This is a genomic window from Amycolatopsis sp. CA-126428, from assembly GCF_002904335.1.
Classification (GTDB): Bacteria; Actinomycetota; Actinomycetes; order Mycobacteriales; family Pseudonocardiaceae; genus Amycolatopsis.
Genome location: NZ_PPHF01000178.1, coordinates 1 through 15,943 on the forward strand (window position 1 = coordinate 1; position 15,943 = coordinate 15,943).

A 15,943-nucleotide genomic window follows, 5' to 3' on the forward strand; every position below is an offset into this window, starting at 1 on the left:
GGGCGCGTTGCCGGGAGGCTGAGGGGCGCGTTGCCGGGAGGCTGAGGGGCGCGTTGCCGGGAGGCTGAGGGGGGCGGTTGTCGCCCGTGAGGTCCTCCGCAGGGCGGTCTCGCCATCCTCGATGCCCTGACCGCGCGCGCAGCCTGCCGCCCTGGCCTGCCACGCCGCGCTCAAGCCACTCTCGCCGCGCGGCTACGGCTCGCAACCTGCGCCAGGCCGGAGGCTCCGGCGAACGCCACTGAGGGGCCGGTTGTCCACAACGCAGTCGGGGTGTGGACACCGTGCCCGATCTGCGGCTTTTCCGGCATTTGTGTCAGGGGGGCCCGATAGGCTGGAGCCGGGACGGACCCCCCGGGAGGGTGGGCCCCTGCTCTCAGGCCGTCGGGGTGCAGCCGGCCACGGCCGGGCGGTTGGGCCACGCGCCGTCTGGCGACCGGGGCCCGGCTCCGGGAAGCTGGTCCCGGAGGAGTAGCGGTCCTGCAGGAGAAGCGGTCCCGGAGGAGGTGTGCCATGCCCGGATTGCCGCTCGAGCGACGGCCGCCGTCGTTCGACCTGGCCGAGCTGGTCGGCCGGAAGATCGACGCCGCCAGGGAACGCTGCGAGCGTGACGGCTTCCAGGTGCAAGTCATCGACCTCGGGAAACCCTCGGCGGTCACGCTGGACCTACGCCCGAACCGCATCCGCCTCCACGTGCGCCGAGGTGTCGTCGAAGACTGCCACCAGGGGTGAGCGGTGAACCTCCCGGGCCGCATGATGTCCATCACCCGGGACTGAACTCCCGCAGAGCGGGAAGAACCGGGTAACGTGCGTTGACTTACCGATCCAAGAGGGAAGGACCGGGCATGTTCCGCAAGGTTCTGGTGGCCAACCGCGGGGAGATCGCGATCCGGGCGTTCCGCGCCGGCTACGAACTCGGTGCCGGCACGGTTGCCGTGTTTCCGCACGAAGACCGCAACTCGCTGCACCGCCTGAAGGCCGACGAGGCGTACGAGATCGGCGAACCCGGTCACCCCGTGCGCGCCTACCTCTCGGTCGACGAGATCGTCGCCGCGGCCAAAAAGGCCGGGGCCGATGCCGTCTACCCCGGCTACGGCTTCCTCTCGGAGAACCCCGATCTCGCGCGCGCGTGCGAGGAAGCGGGGATCACCTTCGTCGGGCCGAGCGCCGACATTCTCGAACTCACCGGTAACAAGGCCCGCGCGGTGAAGGCCGCGCGCGAGGCCGGCGTGCCCGTGCTCGGGTCGTCCGAACCCTCGAGTGACGTCGACGCGCTGGTCGCCGCGGCCGAGGAGCTGGGCTTCCCGGTGTTCGTCAAGGCCGTCGCCGGCGGTGGCGGGCGCGGCATGCGCCGCGTCGAGGACCCCGCCGTGCTGCGCGAGTCCATCGAGGCCGCCGCGCGCGAGGCCGAGTCCGCCTTCGGCGACCCGACCGTCTTCCTCGAGAAGGCCGTCGTCGAGCCGCGGCACATCGAGGTGCAGATCCTCGCCGACGGCGCGGGCAACATCATCCACCTCTACGAGCGCGACTGCTCGGTGCAGCGGCGCCACCAGAAGGTCGTCGAGCTGGCCCCGGCGCCGAACCTCGACCCCGAGCTGCGCGACCGCATCTGCGCCGACGCCGTCAAGTTCGCGAAGAAGATCGGGTACCGCAACGCCGGCACCGTCGAGTTCCTGCTCGACAAGCAGGGCAACCACGTCTTCATCGAGATGAACCCCCGCATCCAGGTCGAGCACACGGTCACCGAAGAGGTCACCGACGTCGACCTCGTGCAGTCGCAGCTGCGGATCGCCTCCGGCGAGACCCTCGACGACCTGGGGCTCTCCCAGGACAAGATCTACCTGCGCGGCGCCGCGCTGCAGTGCCGCATCACCACCGAAGACCCGGCCAACGGCTTCCGCCCGGACACCGGGATGATCTCCGCCTACCGCTCGCCGGGTGGCTCCGGCATCCGGCTCGACGGCGGCACCGCCTTCTCCGGCACCGAGATCAGCGCCCACTTCGACTCGCTGCTGGTGAAGCTCACCTGCCGCGGGCGGGACTTCAAGACCGCCGTCGGGCGCGCGCGCCGCGCCGTCGCCGAGTTCCGGATCCGCGGCGTGGCCACGAACATCCCGTTCCTGCAGGCCGTCCTCGACGACCCGGACTTCCGCGCCGGGCGCGTCACGACGTCGTTCATCGAGGAGCGCCCGCAGCTGCTCACCGCGCGGCAGTCCGCCGACCGCGGCACGCGCCTGCTGACCTACCTCGCCGACCAGACGGTCAACAAGCCGCACGGCGAGCGCCCGAAGACGCCGGACGCCACGATCAAGCTGCCGAAGCTGCCGAAGGACGCCCAGCCGGCGCCGGGCTCGAAGCAGAAGCTCGCCGAGCTGGGCCCGGCCGGGTTCGCGCGCTGGCTGCGGGAGTCGCCGCACATCGGCGTCACCGACACGACGTTCCGCGACGCGCACCAGTCGCTGCTCGCCACCCGCGTCCGGTCGAAGGACCTCCTCGCGGTGGCGCCGGTCGTCGCGAACACGCTCCCCGAACTGCTTTCGCTGGAGTGCTGGGGCGGCGCGACCTACGACGTCGCGCTGCGGTTCCTCGCCGAGGACCCGTGGGAGCGGCTGGCGGCGCTGCGCGAGGCCGTGCCGAACATCTGCCTGCAGATGCTGCTGCGCGGGCGCAACACCGTCGGGTACACGCCGTACCCCACCGAGGTGACGAACGCCTTCGTCCAGGAGGCCACGAAGACCGGCATCGACATCTTCCGGATCTTCGACGCGCTCAACGACGTCGAGCAGATGCGCCCGGCCATCGAAGCCGTGCGCGAGACCGGGTCCGCCGTCGCCGAGGTGGCGCTCTGCTACACCTCGGACCTGTCCGACCCGGGCGAGAAGCTCTACACGCTCGACTACTACCTCAAGCTGGCCGAGCAGATCGTCGGCGCCGGGGCGCACGTCCTGGCGATCAAGGACATGGCCGGGCTGCTGCGCGCGCCCGCGGCGACCAAGCTGGTCACCGCGCTGCGCAAGGAGTTCGACCTGCCGGTGCACATCCACACCCACGACACCGCGGGCGGCCAGCTGGCCACCTACCTCGCGGCGATCAACGCGGGCGCGGACGCCGTCGACGGCGCGGTGTCGTCGATGGCGGGCACGACGTCGCAGCCGTCGCTGTCGTCGATCGTGGCGGCCACCGACCACTCCGCCCGCACCACCGGGCTCGACCTGCGGGCGATCGGCGACCTGGAGCCGTACTGGGAGAGCGTGCGCAAGATCTACGCGCCGTTCGAGGCCGGGCTGGCGTCGCCGACCGGGCGCGTCTACGACCACGAGATCCCCGGCGGGCAGCTGTCGAACCTGCGCACCCAGGCCATCGCGCTCGGCCTGGGCGACCGCTTCGAGGACATCGAGGCGATGTACGCCGCCGCGGACAAGATCCTCGGCCACCTGGTGAAGGTGACGCCGTCGTCCAAGGTCGTCGGCGACCTCGCGCTGCACCTGGTCGGCGCGGGCGTCTCGCCGGCCGACTTCGAGGCGGAGCCGAACAAGTTCGACATCCCCGACTCGGTGATCGGCTTCCTGCGCGGCGAGCTCGGCGACCCGCCGGGTGGCTGGCCGGAGCCGTTCCGCACCAAGGCACTGGAGGGCCGGGCCGCCGCGAAGCCGGTCGCCGAACTGTCCGAAGAGGACCGGACGGCGCTGGCCGAGCACCCCCGCCGGACGCTCAACCGGCTGCTGTTCCCCGGGCCCACGAAGGAGTTCGAGGCGCACCGCGAGGCCTACGGCGACACGTCGGTGCTGCCGAGCAAGGACTTCTTCTACGGGCTGCGGCCGGGGGAGGAGTACCCGGTGGACCTCGAGCCGGGCGTGCGGCTGCTCATCGAGCTGGAGGCGATCGGCGAGGCCGACGAGCGCGGCGTGCGCACGGTGATGTCGACGCTGAACGGCCAGCTGCGGCCGATCCAGATCCGCGACCGCTCGATCGCCTCGGACATCCCGGCGACGGAGAAGGCCGAGAAGGGCAACCCGAAGCAGGTCGCGGCGCCGTTCGCGGGCGTAGTGACGCTGCAGGTCGCCGAGGGCGACACGGTCGAAGCCGGGGCGACGGTGGCGACGATCGAGGCGATGAAGATGGAGGCCTCGATCACGGCGTCGGCCGGCGGCAAGGTGGCCCGGCGGGCGATCACCGCGGTGCAGCAGGTCGAGGGCGGTGACCTTCTGCTGGTCCTCGAGTGAGCGATACGCTCGGCGGATGCTGATCAACGCGGTACCGCAACGGCAGGGCGCCCTGGGACCGCGGGCGGCGGAGCTGCCGGACGGCTGCGTGGCCCTGTCCGAGCTGGCCGGGCACGTGCTCGGCCGGCCGGTGCACCACGTCCGGCAGACCCGTTCGGTGTCCGAAGTGGACGGTGGGGTCGCGTCCCGGGCCGAACTGACCGGCGCGAACCGCGCGGCCCAGCTGGCGGCCCTGGAGGCACCGGGCGGCCCGGTCCTGACGATCGGCGGCGACTGCGGCGTCGAGCTGGTGCCGATCGGCGTGGCCCGCTTCCGCCACGGGCCCGGGCTGGGCGTCGCGTGGTTCGACGCCCACCCGGACTTGAACACGGCGGAGTCGTCGCCGTCGGGCGCGTTCCACGGCATGGTGCTGCGGTCACTGTTCGGCGAGGGCGACCCGGAGTTCGCGGCGGACCCGGCGCTGACCCCGGGAAACGTGGTCCTCGCCGGGACGCGGGCGTTCGACCCGGAGGAACAGGCGGCGGTCTCGCGGGGGCTGGCGGTGACTTCCGTGGCCGCCCTGACGGGCGTGGAGAAGCTGTACGTGCACGTGGATCTGGACGTGCTGGACCCGGCCGAGTTCGCCGGGCTGAACTACCCGGAGCCGGACGGCTGGACGATCGCGCGGCTGGTGTCGGAGCTGGACGCGCTGGCCCGGTTCGAGGTGGTCGGCGCGGGGATCACCGAGTGCGTGGGGACACCGCGCGAGGTCGAGGTCCTGGAACCGGTCCTCGCCGCGCTGGGCCGGCTGCTCGTGAGTGGTAAGTAGGGTTCTAACCCGCGTTACCACTCACGACCGGTAGGCCGCGCGGACTGCGTCGAGGGCGGTGGCCAGGTCCGCGCCGAGGTCGCGCGCCTGGGCCGCGAAGTCCGCGGCCGCCGACCGCAGCAGGGCCTCGCGGTCCGGGCGGCCGGCCGGGATCGTCACCACCGTGCCGCGCGCGCGGGCCGTGGCCACCCAGCCCGCCGCCTCCAGTTCGCGGTACGCCCGGGCCACCGTGCCCGACGCCAGCCCGAGGTCCCGCGCCAGCTGGCGGATCGGCGGCAGCCGGGTCCCCTCGGGCAGCGCGCCCGTCGTGACCGCCCGGACGACCTGGTCGTGCACCTGCCGCCAGGGGGCCACGCCGTTTTCGGTGTCGACGACGATCTTCACGCCGCCGCCGGCAGGCGTTTCGCCGGGGCCGTCACCGCCAGGAACGCCGCCAAGCCCGCCACGACCGCCAGGAACGAGACCAAGTCGCCCGCCGGCCAGCCGACCGCCGTGCAAGCGCCGATGCCCAGCCCGATCGCCACGCGTGCGCTTCGGCTGCGCAGCGCCAGATCGGCGCGCGCGGCACCGACCGGCGGGCGGCGCACCGCCAGCAGCGTGATCGCCGCGCTCACCACCACCGTGCCCGCGGCCACCGCCAGCAGCTTCCACTGCGCGGTCAGCCCCAGGTGCACCAGCGAACCCGCGGCCGCCAGCCCGCCGAGCACCAGCACCCATACCGGGACGACGCCCAGCAGCGTTCGCGGCGCCAGATCGGCTTCGCGCCGCGGACCGCGGGACGGGCGCTGGGCCAGCAGCTCGGCGATCAGGCCGCCCAGCAGCAGCGTGGCGAGGATCGAGCCCATTCCCCGGTCGTCGAGAAGTGGCGGGATGGCGAGGAACAGCCACGGGTACCAGAGCCGGCGCCGCTTGAGGTACCGGACGGCGAGGGCCACCTCCCCGGCGTCGGGATCGGCGACGCCCCAGCGCTTCAGCAAGCGTTTACCGTGTTTCTCGCCCGGCCAGAGCACGATCAGGATCGCGAGGCCGAACAACCCCGCGAACACGGCGACCCCGAGCACGTTGTCCCACGGCATGCGGTTCCTCCTCGTCTTGTATCAACCACACGATACAAGATGCGGGCGTAACCGCAGCGCGGGCCGGTCGTTGGAGGTTCGCCCGTTCGTACGCACGCCCAGGGGCAGTCGGCGGGACACTTGTCAGCTCATCGCAGCCGAACCCCGTGAAATTGTCACCATGATGACAAGAAATCGGTTTTCCTTCACGGGTGTGACACGTTTGGCGTTAGTTTTTCGATGTGTCGGTTGTCATCCGGGCAACAGGCACGGGTGCCCGGCCGCGAGGTGCCCGCGACCGGAGTCCGGGGCGGAGCGAAGGAGCTGCGATGTCGGTGGAGCGCGGATTCGATCACGCTGCGCCGCCGCCACCCGCCGCTCTACCGCGCAAGCTCGCCGACATCCTGCGCCCCGAGCTGGCCAGCCTCGCCGCCGAAATCGTCGAAGAGATCCGCGCGACCATCCCGGCCTACGCGCGCCCGCTCGACGGGCCCTACGGCAAGTCGATCCGGGCCGGCGTCGAATACGCGATCACGCTGTTCGTCGCGCAGATCGCCGACCCGACGGTGTCGAAGGAACAGTCCCACGAGGTGCACCACCGGCTGGGGCAGAACGAAATGCGCGAAGGCCGCAGCCTCGACACGCTGCAGTCGGCCTACCGCGTCGGCGCGCGGGTGTCGTGGCGGCGCATCATGCGCGTCGGGCGGCGCAGCGGCCTTTCCTCGGCGGTGATGTCCCAGCTGGCCGACGCCATGCTGGCGTTCATGGACGAGCTCGCCTCCGTCGCGCTCGACGGCTACCTCGAGGCGAAGGCGCGCACGGCGGGAGCGCTGGACACCTGGCGCCGCAAGCTCCTCCACCTGATTCTGGAGACGCCGCCCGCGTCCCCGAAAGCGATTGCCGAGCTGGCCCAGCTGATCGGCTGGCCGGTGCCGGTGGACGCGACGCCGGTGGCGGTCTGCCCGGCCAGCGGCGTCGCCCCGGCCCGCCGCCACGCCGGGCTGGACGCGGACGTCCTCGCCGAGCTCGACACGCCGGACCCGAAACTGGTCGTCCCGGGTGAGCTGAGCGGCCCCCGGCTGGCGGCGCTGCAGGTGGCGCTGCCGGACTGCCGCTTGGCGATCGGCCCGTGCGTCCCGCTCGCTTCGGTGGCGGATTCCCTGCGCTGGGCCCGGAACGCGCTGCAGCTGGCCGAGCGCGGCGTCCTGGCGGCGCGCCCGGTGCTGCGCGCGGAGGAGCACCTGGCGACACTGCTGGTCAACTCCGACACCGGCCTGGTCGGCACGCTGCGGCAGCGCCTGTTCGCGCCGCTGGCGGAGATGACGGGCAAGCAGCAGGAACGGCTGCTGGAGACGCTGCGGGCGTGGCTGGACAGCCAGGGCAACGTGGTGGAGATCGCCGAGCGCCTGGGCGTCCACCCGCAGACGGTCCGCTACCGCATGCGCCAGCTGCAGGCGACCTTCGGCGAGAGCCTCCGCGACCCGGCGGCCCGCTTCGAGATGGAGCTGGCGTTGCGGGCCGGGGCGGCACCGATGCCGTTGCGGTACCCGGTGAGCGAGCTGCTCCCGTCCCCGCGCTCGGGCGGTTCGCGTCCACAGTGGACGACGCCGTAGCCGGGGCCCGCGCGGACCCCGGCCACCACGGGTCTCACGGGACGTCGACCTGCCAGGAGACGTCCGCCGCGTAGCCGTCCGGGGTGTCGTACGGGTGCTGGCCGCTGGAGTCGGCCGCCCACACCTCGGTGGTGTACTGGCGCACGAACCGGCCTCGGGAGCTGTAGGACTCCAGCGTGACGCCGGAGCCGGAGAGCCCGGCCTTCGAGCACCAGGTGGCGTTCGCGCGGAACCCGTCGGTGCCGTCGGACGCGCCGACGACCACCCGCAGCTCCTGCCGGCGCAGGTAGTACTCGGGGTGCGCCACCGATTCGAAGGAGTGGCACGTCGAGTCCGCCTTACCCGGGACGACCCGCCAGGCGGTGTCCGGTCCCGCCCCCGCGCCGACGACGGCGTCGGTCAGGCCGCGCAGGTACCAGCCGGCGGCGCCGGGGCTCTGCGAGCGGACGGACTGGATCAGCGCCGCGTCCTCGTACTGGCCGAGCCGCAGGAAGCGGTCGACGTCGTCGTCGGTGCCCGCCATGGCGGTGTTCGCCCCGGCGACCAGCGCGGGGTGCACGCGGCTCTGCTCCGCGCGCGTCCGCAGCTCGAACAGCAGCCGCCGGTCCGCCTCGCCCTTCTTCCGGATCCAGGTGAACCAGTCCTGCAGGTTCGCGCTGTGGATCCCGGTGCCGATGTAGGCCTTCAGCTGCGCCTCGTCCATCGTCCGCAGGGCGCGCTCGGCCGCCGCCCGCACCTCGGTGCCCGTCTTGGCCGCCTGCCACAGATCGAGCACGAAGTTGACGTCCGGTTCGACGAGCTGGCCCTCGGTCGGCACGACGGCGACCACCGCCGCGGCCCGGCTCCGGGCGTCGCGCGCCGCGAGGGCCGCCTTCTTCGCGGCGTCCGCCGTGGTGTCGGCGTCGATCAGGTCCTGCTGGTCGGCCGCGCGGGCGGTGAAGATCCCGGTGAGGATGAAGTCCTTCCGCGCGGCGGCGTCGCCCTGGTAGGCGGCCAGCGCCGCGGCCTTCAGCTTCGGCCCCGAAGCGTTTTCCCACATGGCGAAGGCGAATTCCTGGTCGCTCTGGATCAGCAGCACCGGCGACGCCACGATCTTGTTGACCAGCGCCGCCCGCTGCTTGGCCTCGCGGGCCACGCGCGCCACCTCGGCGTCACGCAGGATGCGGGCCTGGTCACGGGCGTTCGCGTCACGGACTCCGGTCTTGATCCACTGGGTTTGCTCCGGTTCGCTGCCCGCGTAGGCGAGTTCCGCCGACGCCCGCACCTCGGTGCCGGTCGCCCGCTGCCACAGCGCGAACACGAAGTTCCGGTCGGTGAGGATCAGGAGATCGGGACTCGCGACGATGCCGATCTCCTGCGCCGCGCGGACTTTGTCGTCCTGGGTGGCGCTGCGGGGCGCGTCGGCCGTGACCGCGGCGGCGGCCGGGCGAGTCGCCACCGGGGTCACGGTCCCGAGCAGGGCGAGAGCCGCGGCGCCCGCCGCGAGCCCCAGCCGGGTGCTGCCTGTCATCGTCGGGCTCCTTCAGCTCGCCGGGTACACGGTCGCCACGCCGGTGGCGGTGTCGTAGTCGATGCGGCCGCGTTCGAACGTGCTGCGGCGGCCGCCGGGGATGGCGACCTCGTCGGAGGTCGGGTAGCCGAGCGTGGACTTCTCCCCGCCGAGGGAGAGCCACTTGGTGCGGATCGCGCCGAGCACGGCGTGCGCGCCGGCGCGGTCGGCCGAATAGATCGAGCCGCCGCCCGCGAAGTTCACGAACCGGCCCGCCTTGTCGGACGTGCAGGCCTCGTCCGTGACCGGCACGCCCAGCACCGGATGTCCGCCGAGGCGCAGGTAAACGGCCAGGATTTCGGGGGACGCGCAGGCTGTCCCGCGTCCCGTCGTGAGCGGGTGGACCGCGCCGCCGCGGCTCCAGTAGCTGCGGAAGGCGACCTGCCCCGGCGCGGTCCGGCGCTGGAAGTCCCGGTACCGCACGGCCCCGTCGATCTGCTCCGGCCCCAGCGGCGAGACCAGCAGGTCGGTGTAGGGGTCGTAGTCGGGCAGGTACTTGTTCAGCCAGTTCACCGTGATTTCGGTCGAATCCGGCAGCGGTTCGGTGACCCACCAGTAGAACTCGATGCCGACGCCGGCGCGGCCGTCGGCCTGCCGGGTCAGGAAGTCGGCGCCGCCGCGCAGGGTGACCCCGGCGCCGGGCAGGATGTTGTCGACGCACCAGGTGGCGTTCCAGCCGAAGTCGACCGTGCCGTTCGCGGGCTGCACGGCGACCTGCGTCTTCTTGCCGTCGTAGTACCGCGCCAGGTAGTGGTTCGGTTTCGTGGGCGACTCCAGCGAGAAGCAGTCCTCACCCGCCAGCCCCTCGACGACCCGCCAGGTCGCGTCGAGCCCTTCACCGGGCGCCGGTTCCGCGGCCCCGGGCCGGACGACCAGGCCGTCGGCGGTCTCGCGCAGGTACTGGCCGGCGATGTTGCCGTTGACGGCGTTGCGGCTGAAGGACTGCGTCAGCGCGTCGTACTGCCCTTGGTCGAGGAACGCGCGGACGTCGTCGACGCCGCCGGCCAGGGCCCGTTCGGCGGCCCGGGCCAGCCGCGGCCGGATGCCGCCCAGCACGGCCTTGTGCCGGATGTCGTCGACCAGCGCCCGGTCCGCCTCGGCCTTCCGCGCCAGCACGGCGGCGACGTCCCGCCAGTTGGCCTCGTAGACGCCGGTGTCGATGAAGCGCTTCCAGTCGGCGCGCACACGGCTGCGCAGGGCGGTGACGGCGGCCTTCTCGACCTCGCTGCCCGGCCGGGCACCGTCGGCGATCACCCGCAGGACATCGTCGTCCGGCAGGCTCACGATCTCCGGCGACGGGACGACCAGCACGACGGTCACCGCCCGGCCGCGCGCAGCCTCCGCGGCTTCGCGGGCTTTCTGGGCCTCGCCGGCCTGCTGGTCGGCGTCGATGGCGTCCTGCTGGTCCTGCGCGTGCGCGGTCCGGACGCCGTTGGTGATGAACTCCTTCTGCGCCGCGGCGGCCGCCCCGAACGCCACGAGCGCGGCGGCCTTGACCCGCGCCCCGGTCGCCCGTTGGGTGATCTGGTAGATGAAGTCCCGGTCGCTCTGGATCACCAGCTCGGCATCGGGCGCGATCCCGATGACGATGGCGGCCTGCTCCTTGGCTTCCCGCGCGACCCGCGCGGCTTCGGCGTCCCGCATCTGCTGCGCCTGGTCGCGCGTGTTGGCGGCGATGATCCCGGACTTGATCCAGTCGGTGCAGGCGAGATCGGTCCCGGCGAACGCGAGTTCGGCCGACGCCCGGACTTCGGGACCGGTGGCCTGCCGCCAGAGCGCGATGACGAACTCCTTGTCCCGCAGGAGCAGCATGGCGTCGGTCGGCACGATCCCGAGGGTCCGGGCGGCGCGAAGCTTTTCGGAATCACTGGCAACGGGCGGCACTTCGGCGGCCGCGGTGGCGGCGGACGCCGCCGTCACCGGATCGGCGTGCGCGGCCGGCAAGGCCGGTACCGTCGTCGCCAGGACCAGCGCGGCAAGCACGCCCAGCCGGCGGCGGTTGTCTGGTTTCACCACATCTTCCCCTCAATCTCCGGCGGCGCGCGTCCGCAGGTCGCGCATGATGGCGACGCCCGCCCTACGGGCGTCCTCCTTGAAGCGCCCGGTTTCGCGCTGGTAAGCCGCTTCCGACCGGATGAGCCTCGTGGCCAGCACCAGGGCGCAGTACGCGAGGTGGACGTCGGCCACCTCGAGGGGCACCCGGCGCGCACCGGACTCTTCGGCGGACACGATCGCCTCCTCGAAGGTCCCGGCGAAACGATGGCCTTCGGGTGCGTCCACGCCGAGCCACAACCACGCGACGGCCGGTGTTCCGGCCCGGCCCAGGACGTGGACCAGGGAGGCGTGGACGAGACGCGCTTCCGCCACTTTCACCTGCGCCGGCGCGGCCGGTTCCGGGTCGGCGGCCGGTAACCGGGCCGTGAGCGGCGGTAAGCGGAGCACGGCGTCGGTCACCGCGCCGGCCAGCGCGATGGCCTCTTCGCGGAAAGAGCCGGCTCTCTCCTTGTACTCCTCTTCGGAACTGATCAATTCCGTCGAGAGAACCAGCGAGCAGTGGACGAGGTGCGCGTCGCTCAGCGGCAGGGCCAGCTCGGGTGGCCGCGCGGAATGGCTGGTCTCGTACGCCCGTTCCGCGATGATCCACTTCGAGAGCCGAGTCCGCAGCTCCGGCTCCCGCCGTTCGTCCGCGCCGAACCACAACCGGCGAAGCGGTTGAGCCGCGTGCTCGGACGTCAGCACGTGGAGCGCCTCGGAAACCATCACGACCTCTCGCGCGTCCAGCGTCAGCTCGGAAGCGCCGATCGGGATCCCGGCGGTCATCGGGCCGCCGCGAGCGTGCGGGGCGCCCTGACGGCGGGGCCGAACGGGATGGTGCGCAGCACGTATCGCCCTTCGCGGACCAATTTGTCCCACGCGGACTGGGCCATCTTGTAGCCGTGCACGTTGTACACGTTCTCGATGACGATGACCTGGTTGGCCGCGTCGTAGGAAATCCTGATGTTCGGGTTGATCCGGCCCTGCGTCCGGTTCTTCGTGTCCCAGTAGGTGCCCCGGCCTTCGAAGCGCCGGAAGTAGTCCGCCATGGCCTGCGGGTTGTTGTCGATGCCGGGGAGCCAGTGGTCACCCTTGCCGCCGGCCTCGAGTTCGTCCCGCATTCTGCCGTACTGGTAGTCGACGCCCGCCGCGACGGTGCTTCCGTGGGTGCTCTCGATGTCTTCCAGGATCTGGACGAGTTTCTCGCAGCTCAGGATCGGGATCGCAGCGGCGGACTCGGCGGCCGCGAGGGCGAGCCGGCCTCCCCGGCATGCCCGGTGCAGCTTCGCGAGGACCGCGCTGATCTTCTGCAGCAACAGCACCAGGCGCTCGGACTTCGCGAGGTACTTGCCGAAGTTGGCGACGATGGCGACGATCGCCTTCCCGATCGGCCCCGCCTTGGCCACCAGGGTCGCGAACGACAGCACGTTGACGACTGACCAGAGGCAGGACGCGACGTCCCCGTCGCCGAAGCAGCGGATCACGTCGTTGACGCCGAGCAGCTCGAGCAGGACCTGGGCACCGATCTCGGTCAGGAACGACACGACGTCGCCGCCGCCCGTGCACGCCCCCTGGGCGCTCAGGTACTCGGCCAGCGCGGCGGAACCTTCCTCGTCGCCGGTCAGGTAGTCGATGTCCTGCGGACTGAGGTCTTTCAGGCAGTCCGCGATGACCTGCGCCTGCTGTGAGCGGGCTGCGGCGTCCCGGTCCCGCTGTTCCCGTTCGGCCTGGTCCGCCGCGCGTTGCGCGTCCGCGGCGGCGTCGCGGGCCCGCTGGGCCGCGTTCGACGTCTCCTGCGCGTGGATCCGGGCGCGCTCAGCCGCCGCCGCTGCTTCGCGGGCGTAGCGGTCGGCGTCGTCGGCCGCCTTGCGGGCCGCGGCCGCGTCCGTTTCCGCCTGGGTGGCCGCGGTGCGGGCCGCGGTCGCCTGGCCCTCGGCCGCGTCCGCGGCCAGTCCGGCGATCGCCGCGTCCGAAGCCGCGTTGTTCGCCTCCTGGCGGGCCTTGGCGGCGTTGTCGTGGGCTTGCACGTCGTAGCCGTTGGCCGTGCTCGCCGCGTCCCGGGCGGCACTCGCCGACCCCGCCGCGTCGGCCGCCGACCGCTGCGCCTCGGCTACGGACTGCGCGGCGGCCGACGCCGACTTCGCCGCGTTGGCCGCAGCCTGGAACGCCGCCTTGGTGTCGGCCGCCGCGCTGTCGGCGGCTTGCTGGGCTTGAGCGGCGGCCGTCTTGGCTTCGTCCGCGCGGGTCTGCGCGGCTCGCGCCTGCTCGTCGCCCACGGCCTGGGCCTGCGCCGCGACCTCGGCGACGAAGTCGGCGTCGAGGTCGGCGCCCGTGAACGGGGCCACGACGACGATCGCGGTGTTCGCCGGTGCGGTGATGGCGGCCGAGGACGCCCGCGCGGCGAGTGCGGCCCGGCCGGCGAGGTTCGCCTGGGTAGCCGTGGAAACGGCCTCGCTGAAGGACTCGCCGGCGTTCTGCCCGGCCCGGACGGCGTCCACCGTGGCCAGCCGGGCCTGCTCCGTGGCCTGTTCGGCGAGCGTGGCGGCGGCGCGGGCGGCGTCGGAGGCCTTGACCTCTTCGGCCGTCGCGGTGGCGGCTGCGGCGTTCGCTCGCGTGGCGGAGACGTGGGTGTCCGCGGCGGCGGATTCGGCGTTGTCCGCGGCCAGGTCCGCGTTGGCCGCGGCCTGCTCCGCCTCCTGTGCCGCGGCGCGGGACGCGGCGGCGGCCGCGGTGGCCTTGGTGGCCGCTTCCCGGGCCCGCGCGGCCGCGCCGGTCGCCCGGTTGGCCGCGTCTCGAGCCTCCCGAGCCGCCGAGGCCGCGTTTCCGGCGTCCCTGCGGGCCTGCTGGGCCGCGGCCCAGGCCGGTGCTTCCTGCTCGGTGCCCCGCGCCGCGGCCGCGGCCGCTTCGAACGCTTGCGCGCGGGCTTCGGTGGCATTTCCTTCGCGCTCCGCCTTCCACGCTGCATCGCGCGCGGTCTCGGCGTTGTGTTCTTCCCGCCGGGCGGTGTCCTCGCACCCGGCGGCGATGTCCTCCTGAGCCCGGGCGCGCGCCAGGTACGCGGCGGCTTCGCGCTTCTTCGCTTCCGCCTCGCCCCGCGCCCGGCTCGCCTCGGCGGCGGCCTGGTCGGCCTGCTGGCGGTAGCGGACGGCTTCGTCGCGTTGGCGTTCGGCTTCCTGGCGAGCCGTGCGGGCGTTCCCCGCCTCCCGCCGCGCGGCCGACAGCGCGTCGTAACTGCGTTGCATGCTCTCCCAGGCCGAGTTGCGGGCCGTCTGGGCGGCTATCCGGGCCTGGTTGGCGCGTTCGGCCGCGTCCTTGGCCGCCTTGGCCTGGTCGGCGGCCGCGGCGGCCAAGGACGCCGCCTGGGCTGCGTGCTCGTCCGCGTGCAGGCGCCACTGCCGCGCTTCTTCCGCGCGGGCCGTGGCCTCGTTCTGGTGCCCGATGGCGGCGTCGGTGGCCGCTGTCGCTTCGAGGGCGTGCTGGGCGGTCCCGATCGCCGAGACGGCGGCCTGCGCCGCCGAGGACATGCCCTGGGCCAGGCGGGCCCAGTCGGCGCCGTACGGCAGGCCCGCCTCGACCAGGATGTTCGCTTCCGCCGTCGCCGCGACCGAAGCGCTCTGGGCTTCGGACGCCGCCTGTCCCGCGAGATCCAGCTGCCGCTGCACCTCCTGGCGGACCAGGCTGAACGACTCGGGGGAGTGGTGGCCGCCCGCGGTGTTCGCGGCCAGGACCTGCGCGGCCTGCCGGGCCGCCGTGCCCGCCGAGACCATCGCGTTCGCCGCGCGCTGCAGCGCCCGGACGCCCCGGCCGTTCGCGACCACGAGGTTCTGCCGGGCCCGGGACGCGCGGGCCGCCCGCTGGGCGAGGTCGCTCGCCGCCTCGGCGGCCTTGTTCCGCTCTTCGAGGTCCTTCAGGTACTGCTCGCGGGCGGCGGCGTCCCGCTGCGCGGCCGCGACGTAGCCGCTGTTGAAGAACGCCACGATCGCCGCGTCCCCGGCGGCCAGTGCCTGCTGCGCGGCGAGCTTCACCTCGGGCCCGGCCGAACCGGACAGCGCCGTCACCCGGGCCCGCAACTCCTCGGCGCGGGCCTGGGCGTTCCGCCGGGTGCGCTCGTCCCGCTCGGTGGCGATGCCGCGGCCGTAGTCGAGGAACGCGGCCCGGTCGGCGTCCGAGCCGGCCAGCACGCGCTCGACCTCGGCGTTGAAGATCGGGCCGCCGGTGCCGCGCAGGTCCAGGACGGCTTCGCGGTTGACCCGGGCCGTCTCGTCACGGCGGGCCTGGGCGCGTTGCTGCGCTTCGACCTCGCCGGTGTCGAGGAACTCCCAGATCGCGTCCTCGGTGCCGGCGTCCAGCGCGGCCTGCGCGGCCGCCCGGACCTCGGGCTCCTCGGAGAGCTGGGCGATGTCGGAGACCAGCTTCCACAGCCGCGGGTCGAGCGGCTCGCCCAGCCCGGTCTCGCCGTCCCAGCCGGGGTATTCGGTGTGCGGGATCGGGCGGCCGCCGTCGGCCGGTGGGTCGTCGGCGGTGACCGGAACGGGTGCCGGGGTGACCGCCTCGACGTCGGTCGTGGCGAACACGGCGAACGCGAGCAAGAGCGCGAACACCTTCGTGACGAATCCGTGCGGCATTTCGGCGTCCTCCGGGAGCGGTTCGGACGAATGAATGGA

At 73.0% G+C, this 15,943-nt stretch carries 10 protein-coding genes; 4 read left to right on the plus strand and 6 right to left on the minus strand.

Annotated features, from left to right (window positions below):
* Window positions 1-510: 510 nt before the first annotated feature.
* The 3 genes from C2L58_RS45585 to C2L58_RS45595 all read left to right on the plus strand — a co-directional run bounded on the left by C2L58_RS45585 (window position 511) and on the right by C2L58_RS45595 (window position 5,028).
* A complete protein-coding gene (locus tag C2L58_RS45585) occupies window positions 511-729 on the plus strand; it encodes a hypothetical protein (protein ID WP_103343847.1) in 219 nt (72 codons plus the stop codon).
* Between the two features lie 113 nt (window positions 730-842).
* Window positions 843-4,220 (plus strand): pyruvate carboxylase, encoded by a 3,378-nt coding sequence (locus C2L58_RS45590; protein WP_103343848.1) that lies wholly within the window; start codon window positions 843-845, stop codon window positions 4,218-4,220.
* Between the two features lie 16 nt (window positions 4,221-4,236).
* Window positions 4,237-5,028 carry an arginase family protein gene (locus C2L58_RS45595; protein ID WP_103343849.1) on the plus strand — a complete coding sequence of 264 codons (792 nt, stop codon included), beginning with the start codon at window positions 4,237-4,239 and terminating at the stop codon, window positions 5,026-5,028.
* A 21-nt stretch (window positions 5,029-5,049) separates the two neighbouring features.
* On the opposite strand, the gene C2L58_RS45600 is transcribed toward C2L58_RS45595, so the two are convergent.
* The gene (locus tag C2L58_RS45600; protein ID WP_103343850.1) at window positions 5,050-5,412 is read right to left on the minus strand and encodes a GntR family transcriptional regulator; all 363 of its coding nucleotides are present in this window, start codon (window positions 5,410-5,412) and stop codon (window positions 5,050-5,052) included.
* Window positions 5,409-6,104, minus strand: a complete 696-nt coding sequence (locus C2L58_RS45605; protein ID WP_103343851.1) for a hypothetical protein — start codon at window positions 6,102-6,104, stop codon at window positions 5,409-5,411. The genes C2L58_RS45600 and C2L58_RS45605 overlap by 4 nt, the downstream gene beginning before the upstream one ends.
* Before the next feature lie 308 nt (window positions 6,105-6,412).
* On the opposite strand from C2L58_RS45605, the gene C2L58_RS45610 reads away from it, so the two are divergent.
* Window positions 6,413-7,696: a PucR family transcriptional regulator gene (locus tag C2L58_RS45610; protein ID WP_103343852.1), complete on the plus strand. Its 1,284-nt coding sequence runs from the start codon at window positions 6,413-6,415 to the stop codon at window positions 7,694-7,696.
* Window positions 7,697-7,730: 34 nt separating this feature from the next.
* On the opposite strand, the gene C2L58_RS45615 is transcribed toward C2L58_RS45610, so the two are convergent.
* The 4 genes from C2L58_RS45615 to C2L58_RS45630 are packed head-to-tail and all read right to left on the minus strand — an operon-like array spanning window position 7,731 to window position 15,904.
* Window positions 7,731-9,206: an AbfB domain-containing protein gene (locus C2L58_RS45615; protein ID WP_103343853.1), complete on the minus strand. Its 1,476-nt coding sequence runs from the start codon at window positions 9,204-9,206 to the stop codon at window positions 7,731-7,733.
* A 12-nt stretch (window positions 9,207-9,218) separates the two neighbouring features.
* Window positions 9,219-11,258, minus strand: coding sequence for an AbfB domain-containing protein (locus tag C2L58_RS45620; protein ID WP_103343854.1), 2,040 nt, complete (start codon window positions 11,256-11,258; stop codon window positions 9,219-9,221).
* A gap of 12 nt (window positions 11,259-11,270) precedes the next feature.
* Window positions 11,271-12,065, minus strand: coding sequence for a hypothetical protein (locus tag C2L58_RS45625; protein WP_103343855.1), 795 nt, complete (start codon window positions 12,063-12,065; stop codon window positions 11,271-11,273).
* The gene (locus C2L58_RS45630) at window positions 12,062-15,904 is read right to left on the minus strand and encodes a hypothetical protein (RefSeq protein ID WP_103343856.1); all 3,843 of its coding nucleotides are present in this window, start codon (window positions 15,902-15,904) and stop codon (window positions 12,062-12,064) included. Before C2L58_RS45630 ends, C2L58_RS45625 begins: the two co-directional genes overlap by 4 nt.
* Window positions 15,905-15,943 lie beyond the last annotated feature (39 nt).

Coding starts and splice junctions, on each gene's coding strand:
- C2L58_RS45585 (WP_103343847.1), top strand. CDS start 511: ATGCCCGGATTGCCGCTCGAGCGACGGCCGCCGTCGTTCGACCTGGCC.
- C2L58_RS45590 (WP_103343848.1), top strand. CDS start 843: ATGTTCCGCAAGGTTCTGGTGGCCAACCGCGGGGAGATCGCGATCCGG.
- C2L58_RS45595 (WP_103343849.1), top strand. CDS start 4,237: ATGCTGATCAACGCGGTACCGCAACGGCAGGGCGCCCTGGGACCGCGG.
- C2L58_RS45605 (WP_103343851.1), bottom strand. CDS start 6,104: ATGCCGTGGGACAACGTGCTCGGGGTCGCCGTGTTCGCGGGGTTGTTC.
- C2L58_RS45610 (WP_103343852.1), top strand. CDS start 6,413: ATGTCGGTGGAGCGCGGATTCGATCACGCTGCGCCGCCGCCACCCGCC.
- C2L58_RS45615 (WP_103343853.1), bottom strand. CDS start 9,206: ATGACAGGCAGCACCCGGCTGGGGCTCGCGGCGGGCGCCGCGGCTCTC.
- C2L58_RS45625 (WP_103343855.1), bottom strand. CDS start 12,065: ATGACCGCCGGGATCCCGATCGGCGCTTCCGAGCTGACGCTGGACGCG.
- C2L58_RS45630 (WP_103343856.1), bottom strand. CDS start 15,904: ATGCCGCACGGATTCGTCACGAAGGTGTTCGCGCTCTTGCTCGCGTTC.